This is a genomic window from Actinokineospora lacus, from assembly GCF_053813445.1.
On sequence record NZ_JBQERA010000006.1, the window covers coordinates 353,880 to 370,092 of the forward strand.

At 70.2% G+C, this 16,213-nt stretch carries 22 protein-coding genes; 10 read left to right on the forward strand and 12 right to left on the reverse strand.

Translation table 11 applies throughout. From position 1 onward, the window contains the following. The first annotated feature begins 67 nt into the window (after positions 1-67). From ACTG9Q_RS17505 to ACTG9Q_RS17515, 3 genes are all read left to right on the forward strand, one after another. Positions 68-829, forward strand: coding sequence for an alpha/beta hydrolase (locus ACTG9Q_RS17505; protein ID WP_455573854.1), 762 nt, complete (start codon positions 68-70; stop codon positions 827-829). Then, positions 826-1,278, forward strand: coding sequence for a hypothetical protein (locus ACTG9Q_RS17510; RefSeq protein WP_455573855.1), 453 nt, complete (start codon positions 826-828; stop codon positions 1,276-1,278). The genes ACTG9Q_RS17505 and ACTG9Q_RS17510 overlap by 4 nt, the downstream gene beginning before the upstream one ends. Before the next feature lie 106 nt (positions 1,279-1,384). Continuing rightward, positions 1,385-2,602: a DUF2254 domain-containing protein gene (locus ACTG9Q_RS17515; RefSeq protein WP_455573856.1), complete on the forward strand. Its 1,218-nt coding sequence runs from the start codon at positions 1,385-1,387 to the stop codon at positions 2,600-2,602. A 1-nt stretch (position 2,603) separates the two neighbouring features. Here ACTG9Q_RS17515 and ACTG9Q_RS17520 read toward each other — a convergent pair whose 3' ends face one another. After that, positions 2,604-2,786: a DUF397 domain-containing protein gene (locus ACTG9Q_RS17520; protein WP_455573857.1), complete on the reverse strand. Its 183-nt coding sequence runs from the start codon at positions 2,784-2,786 to the stop codon at positions 2,604-2,606. Continuing rightward, positions 2,773-2,955: a Scr1 family TA system antitoxin-like transcriptional regulator gene (locus tag ACTG9Q_RS17525; protein WP_455573858.1), complete on the reverse strand. Its 183-nt coding sequence runs from the start codon at positions 2,953-2,955 to the stop codon at positions 2,773-2,775. Before ACTG9Q_RS17525 ends, ACTG9Q_RS17520 begins: the two co-directional genes overlap by 14 nt. Positions 2,956-3,839: 884 nt before the next feature. Here ACTG9Q_RS17525 and ACTG9Q_RS17530 point away from each other — a divergent pair. The 4 genes from ACTG9Q_RS17530 to ACTG9Q_RS17545 all read left to right on the forward strand — a co-directional run bounded on the left by ACTG9Q_RS17530 (position 3,840) and on the right by ACTG9Q_RS17545 (position 6,878). Continuing rightward, positions 3,840-4,865: a radical SAM/SPASM domain-containing protein gene (locus ACTG9Q_RS17530; protein WP_455573859.1), complete on the forward strand. Its 1,026-nt coding sequence runs from the start codon at positions 3,840-3,842 to the stop codon at positions 4,863-4,865. Continuing rightward, the gene (gene tmk, locus ACTG9Q_RS17535; protein WP_455573860.1) at positions 4,862-5,494 is read left to right on the forward strand and encodes a dTMP kinase; all 633 of its coding nucleotides are present in this window, start codon (positions 4,862-4,864) and stop codon (positions 5,492-5,494) included. The genes ACTG9Q_RS17530 and tmk overlap by 4 nt, the downstream gene beginning before the upstream one ends. Further along, the gene (locus ACTG9Q_RS17540; RefSeq protein WP_455573861.1) at positions 5,485-6,327 is read left to right on the forward strand and encodes an endonuclease/exonuclease/phosphatase family protein; all 843 of its coding nucleotides are present in this window, start codon (positions 5,485-5,487) and stop codon (positions 6,325-6,327) included. The genes tmk and ACTG9Q_RS17540 overlap by 10 nt, the downstream gene beginning before the upstream one ends. A gap of 65 nt (positions 6,328-6,392) precedes the next feature. Beyond that, complete coding sequence (locus ACTG9Q_RS17545; RefSeq protein WP_455573862.1) at positions 6,393-6,878, forward strand: NUDIX hydrolase; 486 nt, start codon at positions 6,393-6,395, stop codon at positions 6,876-6,878. A 109-nt stretch (positions 6,879-6,987) separates the two neighbouring features. Here ACTG9Q_RS17545 and ACTG9Q_RS17550 read toward each other — a convergent pair whose 3' ends face one another. The 4 genes from ACTG9Q_RS17550 to ACTG9Q_RS17565 all read right to left on the reverse strand — a co-directional run bounded on the left by ACTG9Q_RS17550 (position 6,988) and on the right by ACTG9Q_RS17565 (position 8,881). Further along, complete coding sequence (locus ACTG9Q_RS17550) at positions 6,988-7,443, reverse strand: Imm1 family immunity protein (RefSeq protein WP_455573863.1); 456 nt, start codon at positions 7,441-7,443, stop codon at positions 6,988-6,990. Between the two features lie 108 nt (positions 7,444-7,551). Beyond that, a complete protein-coding gene (locus ACTG9Q_RS17555) occupies positions 7,552-7,734 on the reverse strand; it encodes a DUF397 domain-containing protein (protein WP_455573864.1) in 183 nt (60 codons plus the stop codon). Positions 7,735-7,823: 89 nt separating this feature from the next. Then, positions 7,824-8,006 (reverse strand): DUF397 domain-containing protein, encoded by a 183-nt coding sequence (locus ACTG9Q_RS17560; RefSeq protein WP_455573865.1) that lies wholly within the window; start codon positions 8,004-8,006, stop codon positions 7,824-7,826. 26 nt (positions 8,007-8,032) lie between these two features. Then, complete coding sequence (locus tag ACTG9Q_RS17565) at positions 8,033-8,881, reverse strand: helix-turn-helix domain-containing protein (protein ID WP_455573866.1); 849 nt, start codon at positions 8,879-8,881, stop codon at positions 8,033-8,035. A 182-nt stretch (positions 8,882-9,063) separates the two neighbouring features. On the opposite strand from ACTG9Q_RS17565, the gene ACTG9Q_RS17570 reads away from it, so the two are divergent. Next, positions 9,064-9,300, forward strand: coding sequence for a hypothetical protein (locus ACTG9Q_RS17570; protein ID WP_455573867.1), 237 nt, complete (start codon positions 9,064-9,066; stop codon positions 9,298-9,300). An 88-nt stretch (positions 9,301-9,388) separates the two neighbouring features. Beyond that, positions 9,389-10,126, forward strand: a complete 738-nt coding sequence (locus ACTG9Q_RS17575) for a DUF5753 domain-containing protein (RefSeq protein WP_455573868.1) — start codon at positions 9,389-9,391, stop codon at positions 10,124-10,126. 14 nt (positions 10,127-10,140) lie between these two features. Here ACTG9Q_RS17575 and ACTG9Q_RS17580 read toward each other — a convergent pair whose 3' ends face one another. The 6 genes from ACTG9Q_RS17580 to ACTG9Q_RS17605 all read right to left on the reverse strand — a co-directional run bounded on the left by ACTG9Q_RS17580 (position 10,141) and on the right by ACTG9Q_RS17605 (position 14,324). Then, the gene (locus ACTG9Q_RS17580) at positions 10,141-11,067 is read right to left on the reverse strand and encodes an ROK family protein (RefSeq protein ID WP_455573869.1); all 927 of its coding nucleotides are present in this window, start codon (positions 11,065-11,067) and stop codon (positions 10,141-10,143) included. Further along, positions 11,064-11,492: a hypothetical protein gene (locus ACTG9Q_RS17585; protein ID WP_455573870.1), complete on the reverse strand. Its 429-nt coding sequence runs from the start codon at positions 11,490-11,492 to the stop codon at positions 11,064-11,066. The genes ACTG9Q_RS17580 and ACTG9Q_RS17585 overlap by 4 nt, the downstream gene beginning before the upstream one ends. A 97-nt stretch (positions 11,493-11,589) precedes the next feature. Further along, positions 11,590-12,693 (reverse strand): TRC40/GET3/ArsA family transport-energizing ATPase, encoded by a 1,104-nt coding sequence (locus tag ACTG9Q_RS17590; protein ID WP_455573871.1) that lies wholly within the window; start codon positions 12,691-12,693, stop codon positions 11,590-11,592. After that, positions 12,693-13,130 (reverse strand): SRPBCC family protein, encoded by a 438-nt coding sequence (locus tag ACTG9Q_RS17595; RefSeq protein ID WP_455573872.1) that lies wholly within the window; start codon positions 13,128-13,130, stop codon positions 12,693-12,695. Before ACTG9Q_RS17595 ends, ACTG9Q_RS17590 begins: the two co-directional genes overlap by 1 nt. 20 nt (positions 13,131-13,150) lie before the next feature. Next, on the reverse strand, positions 13,151-13,942 hold the full coding sequence (locus ACTG9Q_RS17600; RefSeq protein WP_455573873.1) for a metallophosphoesterase family protein: 792 nt from the start codon (positions 13,940-13,942) through the stop codon (positions 13,151-13,153). A 10-nt stretch (positions 13,943-13,952) separates the two neighbouring features. Continuing rightward, positions 13,953-14,324, reverse strand: a complete 372-nt coding sequence (locus tag ACTG9Q_RS17605; protein WP_455573874.1) for a polyketide cyclase / dehydrase and lipid transport — start codon at positions 14,322-14,324, stop codon at positions 13,953-13,955. An 86-nt stretch (positions 14,325-14,410) separates the two neighbouring features. On the opposite strand from ACTG9Q_RS17605, the gene ACTG9Q_RS17610 reads away from it, so the two are divergent. Continuing rightward, the gene (locus ACTG9Q_RS17610; RefSeq protein ID WP_455573875.1) at positions 14,411-16,210 is read left to right on the forward strand and encodes an AMP-dependent synthetase/ligase; all 1,800 of its coding nucleotides are present in this window, start codon (positions 14,411-14,413) and stop codon (positions 16,208-16,210) included. Positions 16,211-16,213: the final 3 nt, after the last annotated feature.

Here is a 16,213-nt window from a genome sequence, read left to right on the forward strand (position 1 = left end):
GGTCATCCCCAGCCCGGTTCGTGCGACGATGGCGGCGCCGGGCCAGTCGATGAGGTAGGGAGGCGGGGTGTCCGCAATCGCAGGCGCGGAGCCGTTCGCGCACGACGGGTCCACGGAGATCGGGGTGCTGCTCAGCCACGGCTTCACCGGCTCGCCGTTCAGCATGCGCCCGTGGGCGGATCACTTGGTGGCCGAGGGGTTCAGCGTGCGGCTGCCGCTGCTGCCCGGTCACGGCACCCGCTGGCAGGACATGAACCGCACGACGTGGCCGCAGTGGTACGGCGCGGTGGACGCCGCCTTCGACGAGCTGCGGTCGCGGTGCGCGGCGGTGTTCGTCTTCGGGCTGTCGATGGGCGGGGCGCTGTGCCTGCGGCTGGCCCAGGTCCACGGTCCGGACGTGGCCGGGTTGGTGCTGGTCAACCCGTCGGTGATGTCGCTGCGGAAGGAGATCGGGCTCCTCCCGGCGCTGTCGCGGATCGTGCCGTCGGTGGCGCCGATCAGCGACGACATCGCCAAGCCGGGGGTCACCGAGCACGCGTACCCGCGAACCCCATTGCGCGCGCTGGCCAGCCTGACCAAGCTGTGGGCTACGGTCCGCGCCGACCTGCCCGCGGTGACGCAGCCCTTGCTGCTGCTGCACTCGGCGGTGGACAACGTGGTGGAGCCGGAGAACTCGAAGGTGGTGCTGGCCGGGGTGAGCAGCAGCGATGTCACCGAGGTGGTGCTGGCCGACAGCCGTCACGTCGCCACCCTCGACCACGACGCCCCGCAGATCTTCACCGAGAGCGCCGCCTTCGCCCGCCGCGTGGGGGCGGGTGAGCGCGTGTGAGCGGCCGCCTCGGCGACGGCCCCGACGACGTGGACGCCGCCTTCGCCCAAATCGTCGCCGACCTCGAACGCGAGGGCCTCGGCCGCACCCTGCCCAAGGAGCCACCGGAGCCTGAGCCGGAACCGGCCCCCGAGCCCGTCCCCCGGCCCACGGAGGCGTCCTGGCGCGGCTACCAGGGCGAGCACGACACGTTCAATGACAACGAGGACGAGCACTACGAGCCCCCGGAGCCGCCGCCGCTGCCCAAGCTGCGCCTGCCGACGATGCTGGCGATCGGGCTGCTGGGCCTCGGCGTGGTGTTGATCCTGCTGCCTGCCATCGCGGGCCTGGACCCCCGTTTCATGACGCCGATCGGCCTGGTCTGCATGGCAGCGGGCATCGCCCTGCTGCTTTTCCGCGCCCGCACGTCACCCCGCCATGATCCGGGGGACAACGGGGCTGAGGTCTGAGTCCCACCTCGCCACGGGAACGCGTCCGGCGGAGGCTGGGAGCCGAGTTGTTCGCCGTCGGGCAGGGGACTCGGTGGCTGCATACGATTCCGGGGTGATTGGATGGGTGCGACCAGCGAGGACGGGGTTCCGGTACTGGCTGCGTGACCGCTTCTGGGCGGTGCCACTGGCCATCGCGGTCGCCGCCGCCGGGCTCGCCGTGGTGCTCACCAGGGTCGACCAAGAGGTGCTGGGTGTGGTCCCGGCACTGTTCAGCGGTGGACCCGAGGGCGCGCGGGCGCTGCTCGCGGCGATCATCACGTCGATGATCTCGTTCACCGGCCTGGTCTTCTCGATCACGATCGTGGTCTTGCAGCTGACCAGCAGCCAGTTCTCCCCTCGGGTGCTCAACACGTTCCTGCGCGACCGCTCGACACGGGTCGCGCTCGGGGTGTTCGTGGCGACGTTCGTCTTCGCGTTCGTTGTGCTCCGCACGGTTCGCGGGACGACGGAGACCGGCGGGTTCGTCCCCACGACGGCGGTCACCGCGGCCGTGATGCTGGTCTTCGCCAGCATTCTGGTATTCCTGCAGTACATCCACCACATCACCCAGTCCATCCGGGCCGCGACGATCATCACCAGGATCGCGGGCGACACCAGGGCGCTCATCGTCCGCCGCTACCCGGAGGACGGCGACGCCGCGCCCGCGGGCCGTCCCCGCACCGGTCCCGCGCACCGCGTGCCTGCCCGCGCCCGCGGCGTCGTGCAGAGCGTGGACGACGACCGCCTCGCCAAAGCGGCCGCCGAGCACCACTGCTCCATCCGGCTGACGCCCGCGATCGGTGATTTCGTCCCGGCGGGTGCCACGCTGATGGAGGTGACCGGCGACGAGCCACCCGACGACGAGCGACTCCGCGCCGCGGTCATCCTCAGCGACGAGCGCACCCTGGACCAGGACGTCGGCTCCGGGTTTCGCCAGCTCGTGGACATCGCCCTGCGCGCGCTGTCCCCCTCGCTCAACGACCCGACCACCGCGGTCCAGGTCATCGATCAGCTCCACGACCTGCTCCGCTGCCTGGCCACCCGCCCGCTGCGCCCCCGCCACCGGGTCGCCGACGGCATACTCCTGCTGGCGGTGCCCGAGGCGGATTTCACCGGCCTGCTGTCCCTCGCGGTGGATGAGCTCGCCCGCGCGGGGGGCGACTACCCGCGCGTGCGATCCCGGCTGCGCGTGATGCTCGTCGACCTGGCAGAAGTCGCACGCCCGGAACACAATCCTCCGGTCATCCGCATGCTTTTGGCCTTCACCTCACAAGCCACTGTGGACGACCCCGGAGCGGGGTGAGCTAGACCTGGCGAACGAACGTCGCCCAATCAGCCGAACCGAAGACCAACATCGGGTCGGTCGGGTTCTTCGAGTCGCGGGTGGCGGTGTGGGCCTGTGTGTAGGCCACCTCGACGCACGCCCCGTTGGCGCTGCTCCGAGAACTCTTGCGCCAAGATGCCGCCGACCAGTCAACCTCTTGCATGCTTCACCTTCCCACAGGGGGTATTGCTCATGATATCGGCGATATAGGTTGCCGAGTCCTTCGGACTGAGCGCTGCCGACGCCAAGGTGTCGAAGATCGAGCGGTAGTGGCGGACATCGGCTTCGCTCTCCAAGAACATGTCACCGGCGATCGCGCTGTACGAAATCAACTGAAGCGTGACGTTCGGGGCGCCGTTCGCCTCGGCAAGCGGGTCAGTTGACCGCGCATGATCTTGTCGCCACCGACCTCACGGTGCAGGGCGCCAAATCGACGACGGCCCGGAAGTTGAGTTGTGCTTGATGAGCAGGGCTTGGCGCTCCATCCGGGGGTGGACGCGGTCCTCCACCAGGTCGTCGGGGATGTCGGGCAGGGTCCACTGATCACGGCGCGGGCATAGTCCTCAGATCATTCTTCAGTGTCTACTGGAACGTCAACGGTTTCGGCCTGCTGACCGAAGCGGTAGACGGCCGGGTAACCGCCCGGTTTGAACACCTGTACTCCACTCGCGCCCACGCCTGAATCCAACGAAATCAGGCCGGGTTGGGGACGAGGTCGACCTGTCGATCGCGCCGCGCGTGTGCATGGCACTCATGGAACAGCGAACCGGCGTCAGCCTCGATCCGACCTGGTTGGGCTGGCAGCGGCCAACCTATCGAATCCCTGAGCCTCACGCCCTGTTCAAAGACGTTGAGGACAGGCTTTAGTCAGGAAGAGCGGCGGGGGTGGGGCGTGTGGGTGTGGCTTGTTTGAGTGCGTTCCAGAGAAGGTTGAGGGGGTGGTCGGGCGCGTAGCGGTTTCGTTCGTTTCTGCGGGCGAAGATGCCGGTGACGATCTCGAGCGCGGGTTGGTAATCATCGGCGAGCCGCGCTGATGTTCGGTCGAACATCAGGGAAGCAGCCGAAATCGACGGCCAATACTCGAAAGCTCCCGGGTTGAAGGAGCATCAAGAGCGCGGAGGTTCCGCTCGTGAGCACTCGCAACATCTCCGAAGACCGTCTCGCCACGTCCTGCTACTTCCGCACCACAGTGGACGCGCCGTGGCGGAAGGCTTTGGTGCAGATCAACGAGGATTGCAACCTGCACTGCGCGCACTGCTTCGTCTCGGCGACCCGGGTGGGCAGGCAGATGCCACTGGCGGAGGTGGTCGACAAGGTTATCCCGCGGCTGCTGGCGTGCCGAGTTCAGCGGATCACGCTCACCGGTGGCGAGCCGGCCATTCACCCGGACTTCCTGGCCATCGTGCGCGCGTTTCGCAGCGCGGGGATGGAGGTCGGGGTGTGCACGAACGCCACGACCTTGGGCGATGAGCAGATCACCGTGCTCGCCGAGCTGGGCGTGCATTGCAACGTGTCGCTCGACGGGTTCGCCGCGGATTCTCACGGGCGGTTCCGCGGCGATCGGGCGTCCTTCGCGATGACGGTGGCAACGGTGGGGAAGTTGGGTGCAGCGGGCATTCTGCAGGGCCTGTTGTGCACGCCGAACTCGTTGGCGCAGAACGAGGAGTACGCGCGGCTGTGTGAATTCGCCCGCGCCAACGGCGCCCGGTATGTGCTGCTCAACCCGCTGGGCAGCATGGGCCGCGGTGTGCGCTCGCAGGGCAGGCTGGCCAAGACCACCCTGCACATGCAGGAGATCCATGCTCTGACCACCCCGTTCGACGGCTCGGATCTGGACATCACGCACATTCGGTTCCCCAACGACGAGGGCAAACCGCTGGCCGGGTGCGAGGCGGGCACGATCATCTACGTGTTCACCCCGGGCGAGGTCACCGTGTGCCCCTACCTTGTCTTCGCCGCCCGTACCCCGACCTCCCAGCACGCCGACACCGAGTTCATCGTGGGCAACATTTTCACCGACGCCGACATCGCCCAACGCTTGGACGACTACCGCTTCCACGACCGCTACCAACTGGGAGCCAACCCGACCTGCGGGACCTGCGTGATGACTTCCGAATGCGGGAAAGGCTGCCCCGCGGCCGTCGTGGCCTCGGGCGAACGCATCGGGCAGGTCGACGCCGAGCAGTGCCCAGTCGTCCACGACCAGGCGGGACGCACGCTGCTGCCGCTGATGCCCGCATGAACGACCGGCCCCCGGGACTTCTGGTCACGCTCGACGGGCCGGGCGGGGTGGGCAAATCCACCACGGCCCGGCTGATCGTCGACGCCCTCGCAGCGGAGGGCCTCCCCGTCCTCGCCACCGCCCAGCCCTCGCGATCCCCGCTGGGCGAACTCGCCCGTTACGGCACCGACACCTCCACCGGGATGGCGTTGGCGTGTCTGTGCGCGGCGGACCGCCACCACCAACTCGACATCGAGATCCTGCCCGCGCTGCGTGACGGCACGATCGTGGTGTGCGACCGCTCGGTAGCCTCGTCGCTGGTTCTGCAAGGTCTCGACGGGCTGACCGCGGACACGGTGTGGGCGCTCAACCAGGGTGTCCACCGATCCGACCTCGCCGTCATCCTCACCGCCGACCCACACGTGATCGCCGCGCGGCTACGCGGACGCGGCGGGCACAGCCGCTTTGAACGCGCCGCGGACAACAGCGAGCGGGAATCCGCTCTCTACGTCCACGCCATCGCCGAGCTGCGCGGCAAGGGGTGGCCGGTCATGACGGTGGACTGCACCGCCGAACGACCTGAGACCATCGCGGCCATGATCGTGACCCAGATCCACCGCGTCCTGAAGGAAACCCCGGTATGCCGCTGAGCCTGATCACCGTCAACGTCGGCGCCCCCTCCCTCGACCGCGCCCAGCGTCAGCTGCGGTGGCTGGCCGAGCGTCCCGAAGATGTCCTCGTCCTCACTGAGACCAAAGGCACCCCAGGCAGCAGGCTGCTCACTGACGCGTTCCTGGCGAGCGGGTACTCGGTGACCTTCCCCGATCACGAGCCCGGCGAACTCGGCGTCATGATCGTCAGCAAGCTCCGCACCCGCGTCGACCCGATCGGGACGGCGCTGGACTACCTGCCCGCCCGCGCCGCCGGTGTCATTGTCGACACCACCGACGGCCCGATCCGCGTCATCGGTGCCTACGTGCCTTCCCGCGACGCCTCACTGGCCAAGACCGAACGCAAGAAGACCTGGATCAACGGCTTCCACACCGCCCTGGACGCCACCCGCGGCGACACCCCGGTCCTGCTGCTCGGCGACCTCAACGTCCTCGAACCGAACCACCAACCTGCCCACCGCAGCCAGTTCGCCCCCTTTGAATACGACTTCTACACCGACCTCACTCGCCGCCACGGCTTGGTCGATCTGTTCCGCCACCTGCACCCCGACCGCGTTGAGCACAGCTGGGCCCGGCGCGCCGACCTCGGCTACCGCTACGACCACGCCCACGGAACCGCCACCCTCACCCCCTGGCTCACCGCCTGCCACTACATCCACACAACCAGGGAAAACACACCACAGGGTGACCGGCTCACCGACCACTCCGGACTCGCCATCCACCTTCAGCCGACCCCCACCGCGCCGCTGCTAACGTCGGACCCCACCACAGCGGCCACCACGCACGACGAGTCCGAACCCACCCTGTTCTGACCCACGGCTTCCTCGCGTCGGCCGCCCTGACAACCAGCAGCCGACCATGAGGACCTCACCGCCGGATGCCTACCACCGCCGCTCCCCGACGCTGCGCCCGCGTCCTCCTGCTCGACCCCGCCGACCGGGTCCTGCTCATCCACGCCCTCGACCCCCACCAACCCGACCACCACTGGTGGGAACTCCCCGGCGGCGGCCTCGACCCCGGCGAAACCCTCCACGACGCCGCCCGCCGTGAACTCGCCGAGGAAACCGGCATCCTCATTGACAGCCTCGGCCCCGAACTCTGGGTCCGCGAGTCCCGCTTCCACTACAAAGGCAGCGACCACCACCGCGTCGAACACGCCTTCCTGGCCCGCACCGCCACCACCCAGGCCCAAGTGCCGCCCCGCCCCACCGACAACGAGAAGGCCGGACTCATCGAACGCCGCTGGTGGACAGCCCAGGAACTCCAGCGCTGTCAGGACAAAGTACTACCCGGCAACCTCCCGCAACTCCTCCACGACCTCCTCAGGGGAGCACTCAACCCGACACCACTGACTCTCGCTTGAAGTGCGCCCAGTCGGACGAACCGAACACCAACATCGGGCCGGCGGATTCTTCGAGTCGCGAGCGGCGGTGTGGGCGCGTGCGGGCTACCTCGACGCACGCGCCGTTGGCCTATCCCCAGGCGGGATCGTCGTGGGCGAGGGTGGCTCCGCTGTCGGGGTCGCGCGGGGGCGACCACTGCTGCCACTCGACCCCGGTCGGCCGGGTGCCGCTGTGGGCGAACTGCTTGACAGCGGCCCGGACGTCGGCGGCTGGTATCTCCGCGTTGGGCGGCACGGGGAACTCGTGGTGCTGCCAGTCGTACAGCAGCGGTTCGCCGTCGACCGGGCCGTCGCCCTTGCTCCAGTACGCTTCGCTTGCGTTTGTGTAGTAGAGGGCTCCGACGTCGCCGTTCATCCCGACATATAGCGCGGGGTTGTCGAGGTTGCCCCTGACGACCGTTGCGACGGTGCCGTAGGCGTCGGCGAGGTTGTTCACGGTGTCCAGTGCCGCGTCGATCTCCTCGGGCGTGGCGGCTTCGTGGTCGCAGCCCTGGTCTTGCGAGTACCAGAGGATCAAGGTCGTCACGTCGACTCTCCGGTGAAGGTCTGTCGGCCTTTCGGTGTGCGGGTTGGTGGGGGCGGATTGTGGGAGCGTCTGGCGCGGGGTGATCCAGCCCGGCTCGAGGAGAAAGACCTAAACCTGTCGGAGGAAGTTCGCCCAGTCGGCCGAGCCGAACACCAGGATGGGGCCGTTCGGGTTCTTCGAGTCGCGGGCGGCGGCGAGGGCCTCCGCGTAGGCCACCTCAACGCACTCTCCGTTGCCGCTGCTCTTGCTGCTCTTCTTCCACCGAACTCCGGTGAGGAAGTGCTCGATCATTGCTCGGACTCCCTTGCTGGGGCGTCGATGCGGGTCAGGTGTCCTTCTTACTCGGACACCTGACCCACACGTTGCCGAGCGGGAAACGGTCAGACCTGGCGAACGAACTTCGCCCAATCGGACGAACCAAAGACCAGCATCGGGCCGTTCGGGTTCTTCGAGTCGCGGGTGGCGGTGTGGGTCTGGGCGTGGGCCACCTCCACGCACTCTCCGTTGCCGCCGCTCCGGGAGCTCTTGCGCCAACTTGCCGATGCCCAGTCAACTTGGTGCATGGCTTCACCTTCCTCGGGCTGTATCGCTACATGATATCGGCGAGCAGGGCTGCCGAGTCGTTCGGACTAAGCGCTACCGACGCCAAGCTGTCGAAGATCGAGCGGAAGTGGCCGACGTCAGCCTCGGTCTCCAAGAACATGTCGCCAGCGATGCTCTCGATGTAGACCAGATCCGCGTCCATCGGATCGGTGTAGTCGAGCACGATGAACTGACCGGCCATCCCCTGATGGGCTCCCGCACCGTAAGGGATCACCTGGAGCTTGACGTTCGGGGCGTCGTTCGCCTTGGCCAAGCGGGTCAGTTGACCGCGCATCACCGTGTCGCCGCCGACCCGCCGACGCAGTGCCGCCTCGTCCACGACGGCCCAGAACTTGAGTGGTTTGTGCTTGATGAGCAGGGCTTGGCGCTCCATCCGGGCTTGGACACGGTCCTCAACTGCCTCGTCGGGGATGTCGGGCAAGGTTCCCCTGATCAAGGCGTGGGCGTAATCCTCGGTCTGGAGCAAGCCGGGGATGAACAACGACTGGTAGGTCCGAACGCTCTGGGCTTCGCTTTCAAAGCTGATGTATGCCGCGTACTCCTCGGGCAGCTCCAAGTGGTATGGGCGGAGCCAGCCCTGTTCCGCCGAGTCCTTGAACAGTTGTAGCAGATAGGCACGGTGGTCGGTCTTGGCGCCGTAGAGGTCGAGCAACATGACCAGCGTGCTCTTATGCGGGCGCGTTCTGGCGGTCTCCAGCCGGTAAAGCGTGGTCTTGTTGAGACCGGTCCTCTCGGTGACGTCCTCCCAGGTCAGCTCGGCTCGGCCGCGCAGCCTGCGCAGTTCGCCCGCCAGTCGGCGGAGCCGGACGCTCGGCGTCTGCCTCTTTGGTGCCACGTGTCGATCCCTCCCTCAGTGAACTGCCGGTGGCTTTAACTCGCAGAGCATTTGCGGGGCGCCAAGATGCACCATTGTCTTCGAGGGAAACCAGCGGCATTCTATTGCCATGGTATCGGGGAGTTGTCGGTCGACTCCTGGCTGTTACCGCCACACTAACGAGTGAAAAGTGGGAGTCGGGCATGCGCAGTGACGTCAATGTGGGGACTTGGGCGAAGGTCAACGACCGCTGCCCCATGGAGTACCGGGTCAACGGCGACGACGAGATCGAACTGCTGATGGGGCACCGCGCCGACAGCTTCGAGGTGATCTTCACCCCGGAGGCCCTTGAGCGCTTCCTCGAACTGGGAACCCAGGCCCTCGCCGAGGCCAAGCAGCAGGTCGAGAAGGAGCTGGCCGCGCAAGGGATCGGCGCGTGACCACAACCGCGCCCCCTCGGGTGGCCCCTCGCGTTCCGCTGTCCCCGGAGGTCGCCCGGCGGCTGCTCCGCTTCGAGTTGGAGCGGCTGTGCGCCGCGAGCGGCGTGCGGCACGACACGGTGGCCGACTGGCTCGGCGTCTCCCGCCCGTCCGCCAGCAACGCTTTGGCCTGCAAGAACCTGCTGAGCAAGCCTGCCCTCGAAGTGCTCTGCGCCCGGTTGGGGCAACAGGATGCCCACCCCGGCTGTCCGGGATGCTCATGGCGGCTCGCCACCGAGACGCGGGATCGGCGACTCCAGCGACGGATGGGCCCTTCGACGCCGAGTTGCTGCTCGCGTTGGAAGCCTTCGCCGACGAGATCGTCGTCTTCGACCCCTGGCTGGTACCGCCACAGCTCCAGACCCAGGAGTACGCGGCGGCCATCAGCGAGCTGGACGACCTGACCAAGAACACCGCGCGGGAGCTTCCGCTCACCGACGACACCGACCCGTTGCTGTTTCGGTGGGTCACCAGTGAACACGCGCTCCGCCGCCGGATCGGCGGCCCGGCGGTGGCGGCCGACCAGCTCACCCACCTTGTTCGACTGGGCGAGTTACCCAACGTCACCATCCGGGTCATCCCCGCGGGCGTCGAACTCCCGCCCGCGAACCCGTTCCAGCTCCTCTGCGGTTCACCGCCGGTTGTCGTCGAACCGAGCCGCCTCGCGTTCCACCACACCGCCGAACCGGACGCTGTCGCCCGCTTCGCCAGCCACCTCGATGTGCTCGAACAACGAGCGCTCACGCCGGAAGCATCGCTGGCCTTGCTCGCCGATGCGCTGCCGTGAACGTCCCGGGTCCATCAGCCCGCGACGTGGAGTTCCGCCGCCAGTGTCGCCGCCCCGACCAGGCCCGCGTCGTCGCCCAGTTGGGCTGGGTGGATGTGGGCCAGGGGGCGGTGGCCCGCGCCGGTGAGGGTTCGGGCGTAGTGGGTTCGGGCGTCGTCCAGGAACAGGTCGGCGGAGTCGCAGACGCCGCCGCCCAGGACGATGGTTTCGGGGTCGTAGACGTCGGCGGCGATGGCTAGGCCCTCGCCTAGCCAGTGGGCCAGGTCGGCTACGGCGCGCTGGGCGACCGGGTCGCCTTCGCGGGCGGCGGCGGCGACCTTGCGGCCGGTGAGGGTGCCTGCGGACAGGATCGAGGTGGGGGCGTCGGCCAGGAGGTCCAGGGCGGTGGCGGCTAGGGCCGTGCCGCTGCAGTAGCGCTCCCAGCAGCCGGACTTGCCGCAGTCGCACGGGCGGCCGTTCGGGACCACGGGCAGGTGGCCCAGTTCGGGGGCCACGCCGTGGGCGCCACGGAACACGGTGCCGTCCAGCACGAGTGCGCCGCCGATGCCGGTGCCCAGGGCGATGAGCAGGCCGACGCGGGAGCCGCGCAAGGCGCCGTGGCGGTGTTCGCCGACGGCGGCGGCGTTGGCGTCGTGTTCCAGGACCACCGGCAGGCCGAGGCGCTCGGACACGCGGTCGGCGACGGGGGCGTCGCGCCAGGACAGGTGCGGGGCGAACAGGACTGTCCGGCGGTCGGCGGCGACGAAACCGGCCACCGCCAGGCCCACCGCGCCCACCTCGTGCCGTGAGGCCAATCCGTGGACGACGGCGCAGATGACCTCCTCCAGCGCGGCTTCGTCCTGTGGCGTGGAGCCGCGCGCGGTGTCGAGGACGGTGCCGTTCTCGTCCACCACCCCCGCCCGCACGCTGGTGCCGCCCACGTCGACGCCGATGGCCCTCACTGGCGGCGCACCGGGATGTGCTGCACCCGGCCCGGAGGCTCGGGCGGCCGGAAACCGGGCATGTGCGGGGCCTCCTCCGGCGACCACCGGTCGGCGAGCACCGCGCGCAGCAGGGCGACCACGTCGGCCATGCGCTCCAGGCTCTGCGCGGCCAGCGCCGACGGCTCGCCCCGGACCATGGCGACCACCGCGCACAGCGGACACCAGCCACACGCGGGCTCATCGGTGGCCACCCGGTCCGGCCCCGGTTCCGAGGGCTCGCCCCGGACGACGGCGATCACCGCGCACAACGGGCACCAGCCACACGCGGGCTCATCGTGCCCTTCGGCGGCCACGCGGTCCAGCCAGGGCGCGACCTGGTCGGCCATGGCGGCGAACAGCAGCGACAGCTCCTCGGCCAGCCTGCTGCCGGGCTCCGACGTCACGGATACCCCTCCCCACCAGGCGCGAACCGCAGGACGCCGCCGGGCTCCGAGGTCACGAAACCGGGCAGAAACCGCAGGACGCTGTCGGGCTCGGGCCTCACGGACGCTCCTCCCCACCGGGTGTGAACCGCAGGACGATGCCGGTCTTGGTGGCTTCGGCGTCGGTGACGGTGTGGCGACGCAGCATAAGCGGGAGGGCGATCAGGCGCCGGACGCCGTCGGTGGTGATGGCGAGGTCGTCGCCGACGCGGGCCAGGTCGAGGGTGGCGTGGTCGGTCAGGGGGAAAGCGATGGCCAGCAGGTGGTCCTCGCCGTCGGCGGTGATGGAGAGCAGGCGGGTGGGCTCGGCCGGGGCGTCCAGGGGGTCGCCGTCGCCGTACAGCTCGGCGGCGACCTCGCGCAGGGCGGGCAGGCCGATCGGCTCGGTGGCGCGGTGCTCGACCACGCGCACCGGCAGCGACATCGAGTCCAGATCGGACAAGACACTGTCCTGTTCGGACCTGCGGACGCGCAGCCAGTTCGCCGCGGGGCCGGACCAGCGCCGGGCGCGGGGCACGAGGCGGTTGGCGATCAGCGCCTCGACCCGGATTCCCTTCAGCGTCAAGGCGGTCAGCGTCCGGCGGGTTTCCGCGACCACCAGGCGTTCCGGGGTGAGCACCAGGCGCACGCCGGTCACCGCCGGGTCGGCCAGGACCGCGCGCAGGCTCGCCATCTTGGCCGCCAGTTCCCGCAACTCGCCGAAGCGGCGCAGGTAGCCCGCCGCGGCCTCGGGCAGGGCCAGCAGCCGCAGGGTCTCCGCCGTCGGGCCGCAGTCGACCACCACCGCGTCCCACGGCCCGGCGGCCAGCCGCACGACCTCCGAGAGCGCCAGCAGGTCGTCGACCCCCGGCAGCACCGACAGCTCCTCGGCATCGATCGCGTCGAGCCCGAGACGGCCGAACAGCGAGCGCGCGCCCGACCGCAGCGACGACCACGAGCGGTCCACCAGGGCGCGGGCGTCGATGTGGGCCGCCGAGAGCAGGTAGTCCACTTCGGACGGATCGCCGGTGAGCCGGGCGCCGAACGCGTCGGCGAGGGAGTGCGCGGGGTCGGTGGAGACGACCAGTGCCCTGCGACCGGAGTCGGCCAGGCGCACGGCCGTCGCCGCGGCCAGGGTGGTCTTGCCCACCCCGCCCTTGCCGGTGAACAGCAGGAGGCGCATCAGTCCTGTTCGGCCCGGCGCTTGAGCTCCTTGAGCGCGATGTCCATGATCATCTTCTCGGCCTTGCGCCGGAACAGGCCGATCATCGGGACCGCGAGCTGCACCGACAGCGTGTAGGTCACCTCGGTGCGGCCGTCGCGCTCGGTCAGCAGGTAGCGGCCCTTCTGCGAGCGCTGCATCTGCCCCTTGACCAGGTCCCACTCCACCGAGCACCCGTCGTCGGACCAGGTGTAGGCCAGGGTGTAGACGTCCTTGAACATCCCGGCGTCGAGGGTGAAGGTGACCTGCTCTGCGCGGCCCTGGCCGTCGACGGACCCCACCTGCGCGGCCTTGACCGCGTCCGCCCACTCCGGGTAGGCCGGGAAGTCCGCGATCACCGCCATGATCCGCTCGGCGGGCGCGTCGACGACGATGGACTGGGTGGACTCGTCGGACATGAGGGCAGAGGTTACCTGCGTCACCAGCGCAGCACGTACGGGGTCTCGCTGCGCTGGAAGTGCCCGACGTTGGCGCACTCGGTGGCGAGGAAGCGCATCCGGGCGCACAGCGGCTGGTGGACGTGCCCGAACACCGCCCACCGCGGCCGGTCCGCCCGCATCCGCGCCACCAGCCCGGCCGAGCCGACCTCCACCCGCCGCGCCATCACGTCGTAGGTCAGCTCCGGCAGGTCGGGGGGCGCGTGGGTGCACAGCACGTCGACCTCGGGCAGCGCGGCCACCGCGGCGTCGAACTCCTCCGGCGCGCGCAGGTACGCCCGGAACACCGCCGTGCCCGGCGGCGGGGAGACCCCGGCGGGCAGCAGCGCCCCGCCGACGAACCCGAACCGCAGCCCGCCGATCTCGGCCACCTCGCCGTCGAGCACCTGGACCCCGCCACCGGCGAACTCCGACCACAGGCCGGGGAGGTCGACGTTGCCGGGCGTGGCGTACGTCGGGGCGGGCAGCGCGGCGAACAGGGCCGCGTACTGCTCGCGCACCGCGGCCTCCACGGTGGCCTTCGCGTCCGCCAGCCCGGTCCACAGGGTGCGCGCGTACGCCCCGGCCTCACCGGGACGGCCGTCACGGCGCAGGCGGGCGAACTCGCCGACCAGCTCCGGGCCGAAGACCCGGCCGAAGATGCCCGCGGAGTGGTCGTGGTAGTCCACGAAATCGATCAGGTCGCCGAGCACGATGAGCGCGTCCGCGCCGTCCCCGGCCCGCTTGAGCGCCTCGACGTTGCCGTGCACGTCGGAGACGACATGTACCCGCACGGAGCCCAGCCTACGGCGCGCAGCCGGGGGCGCGGCCGTCCTCCAGGACGGCCTTGAGCCGGAACGCCAGGTCCTTGGCCGCCAGCTGCCGCCGCGTCTTCTCCCGGTGCAGCGCGCGCGGGGAGGACGCGCCAGGCAGGTCCGCGCGCAGGAAGTAGTGCAGGAGGGTGCCGTCGAGCATCGGCTCCAGCCACACCTCCATGGTGCCGACCAGCGCCCCGCGCACGGTCCAGCGCAGCCCCTCGTCGCCGCGGTCGGCGTAGACCGTCGGTTCGAGGTCGGGCCAGAAGCCCGCCCAGGCGGCGGGATCGGCGAAGACCGCGGCCACCGCGCGCGGCGGGGCCACCACGAACGTCTCGTCCACCACGTCCACTTGCGGCACGGGTGCAGGATGCCAGACCGACGCTCGGGCCGCCCCCGCCCGGGACTACCTTGCCAGGAGTGGCCAACGATCTACGGAGTGGTGACGTGCGCGAATACGGCGTGCCCGCGATCGGCGCGGTGGCGGCCGAGGAGAGCCTGACCGACATGGTCTGGGCCAACGCCGAGCGGTTCGCCGACGCCGTCGCCTTCCGCCGCAGGGTCGACGGCGTCTGGCTCGACGTCACCACCGGCGAGTTCGCCGCGCAGGTGCTGGCCGTGGCCAAGGGCCTGATCGCCGCGGGGGTCGAGCCGGGCGACCGGGTCGCGCTGATGGCCCGCACCCGCTACGAGTGGACGCTGGTCGACTTCGCGGTCTGGGCGGCGGGCGGGGTCAGCGTGCCGGTCTACGAGACGTCCTCGGCCGAGCAGGTCGCCTGGGTCCTCGCCGACTCCGGCGCCAAGGCCGTCGTCGTGGAGGACGACCGGCACCGGAGCACGGTGCGGGACGTGGTCGAGCGCCTCGGCGAGGCCGTGCGGATCTGGCAGATCGACCCCGGCGCCGACACCGCCGCGGCCGTCGACGAGCTGACCGCCCTGGGCGCGGCGGTCCCCGACGCCGAGGCGCACCGCCGCCGCCGCGCCGTCGGCGCCGATGACCTGGCCACGCTCGTCTACACCTCCGGCACCACCGGGCGGCCCAAGGGCGTCGAGCTGACCCACGCCAACCTGCTCTCGCAGATCCGCGCCGACATCGCCGCCTTCCCGCACCTGCTGCGCCCGGGCCACTCGATGCTGGTGTTCCTGCCGCTGGCGCACGTGTTCGCCCGCGCCATCTCGCTGTGCTGCGTCTACGCGCGCACCACCCTGGGCCACCTGCCGGGCACCGGAACCCTGGTCGCGGACCTGGCGACGTTCCGGCCGACGTTCGTCGTCGCCGTGCCGCGGGTCTTCGAGAAGGTCTACGACTCCGCCCGCCGCAACGCGCACGCCACGGGCCGCGGGCAGGTGTTCGACCTCGCCGAGGAGCTGGCGGTGGCCTACAGCCGTGCCTTGGACTCCGGCACCGTGCCGCTGGGCCTGCGCGCGCGCCACGCCGTGGCCGCCCGCGTGGTCTACACGCGGCTGCGCGGCGTGCTCGGCGGGCGCTGCGTCGCGGCGATCTCCGGCAGCGCCCCGCTGGGCGAGCACCTCGCGCACTTCTTCCGCGGCGTCGGGGTGCCGGTGTACGAGGGGTACGGGCTGACCGAGACCGCCGCGGCGGTGTGCGTCAACACCCAGGCGGCGTTCCGGGTGGGCACGGTCGGGCGGCCCGTGGCGGGCGCGGGCGTCCGCGTCGCCGACGACGGCGAGATCCAGCTCACCGGCCCGATGGTCGCCCGCGGCTACTGGCGCGACCCGGCCGCCACCGCCGAGACCTTCTCCGGCGGCTGGCTGCGCACCGGCGACCTCGGCGAACTCGACGCCGACGGCTACCTGCGGATCACCGGGCGCAAGAAGGAGATCATCGTGACCGCGGCGGGCAAGAACGTCGCCCCCGCGGTGCTGGAGGACCGCGTGCGCAGGCACCCGCTGGTCAGCCAGTGCCTGGTGGTCGGCGACCGCAAGCCGTTCGTCGCCGCCCTGGTCACCCTCGACCCCGACTTCCTCACCACCTGGGCGTACGCGCGCGGCAAGGCCGCCGACCCCACCACCCTGGCCGAGGACCCCGACCTGCGCGCCGAGGTCCAAGCCGCCGTCGACGAGGCCAACACCGCGGTCTCCCGGGCGGAGTCCATCCGCGCCTTCGTCGTGCTCCCCCGCGACTTCAGCGAAGCCGCGGGCGAGGTGACGCCCAGCCTGAAGCTGCGCAGGGACGTCATCCTCAAGGCGCACTCCGACACCATCGTCTCGATCTACGAGAGCTAGCGC

What these genes read in the sequence shown, in the direction of transcription:
- ACTG9Q_RS17520 (WP_455573857.1), bottom strand. Translation starts at nt 2,786, where the DNA reads ATGCAAGAGGTTGACTGGTCGGCGGCATCTTGGCGCAAGAGTTCTCGG.
- tmk (WP_455573860.1), top strand. Translation starts at nt 4,862, where the DNA reads ATGAACGACCGGCCCCCGGGACTTCTGGTCACGCTCGACGGGCCGGGC.
- ACTG9Q_RS17540 (WP_455573861.1), top strand. Translation starts at nt 5,485, where the DNA reads ATGCCGCTGAGCCTGATCACCGTCAACGTCGGCGCCCCCTCCCTCGAC.
- ACTG9Q_RS17545 (WP_455573862.1), top strand. Translation starts at nt 6,393, where the DNA reads ATGCCTACCACCGCCGCTCCCCGACGCTGCGCCCGCGTCCTCCTGCTC.
- ACTG9Q_RS17555 (WP_455573864.1), bottom strand. Translation starts at nt 7,734, where the DNA reads ATGATCGAGCACTTCCTCACCGGAGTTCGGTGGAAGAAGAGCAGCAAG.
- ACTG9Q_RS17560 (WP_455573865.1), bottom strand. Translation starts at nt 8,006, where the DNA reads ATGCACCAAGTTGACTGGGCATCGGCAAGTTGGCGCAAGAGCTCCCGG.
- ACTG9Q_RS17570 (WP_455573867.1), top strand. Translation starts at nt 9,064, where the DNA reads ATGCGCAGTGACGTCAATGTGGGGACTTGGGCGAAGGTCAACGACCGC.
- ACTG9Q_RS17590 (WP_455573871.1), bottom strand. Translation starts at nt 12,693, where the DNA reads ATGCGCCTCCTGCTGTTCACCGGCAAGGGCGGGGTGGGCAAGACCACC.
- ACTG9Q_RS17595 (WP_455573872.1), bottom strand. Translation starts at nt 13,130, where the DNA reads ATGTCCGACGAGTCCACCCAGTCCATCGTCGTCGACGCGCCCGCCGAG.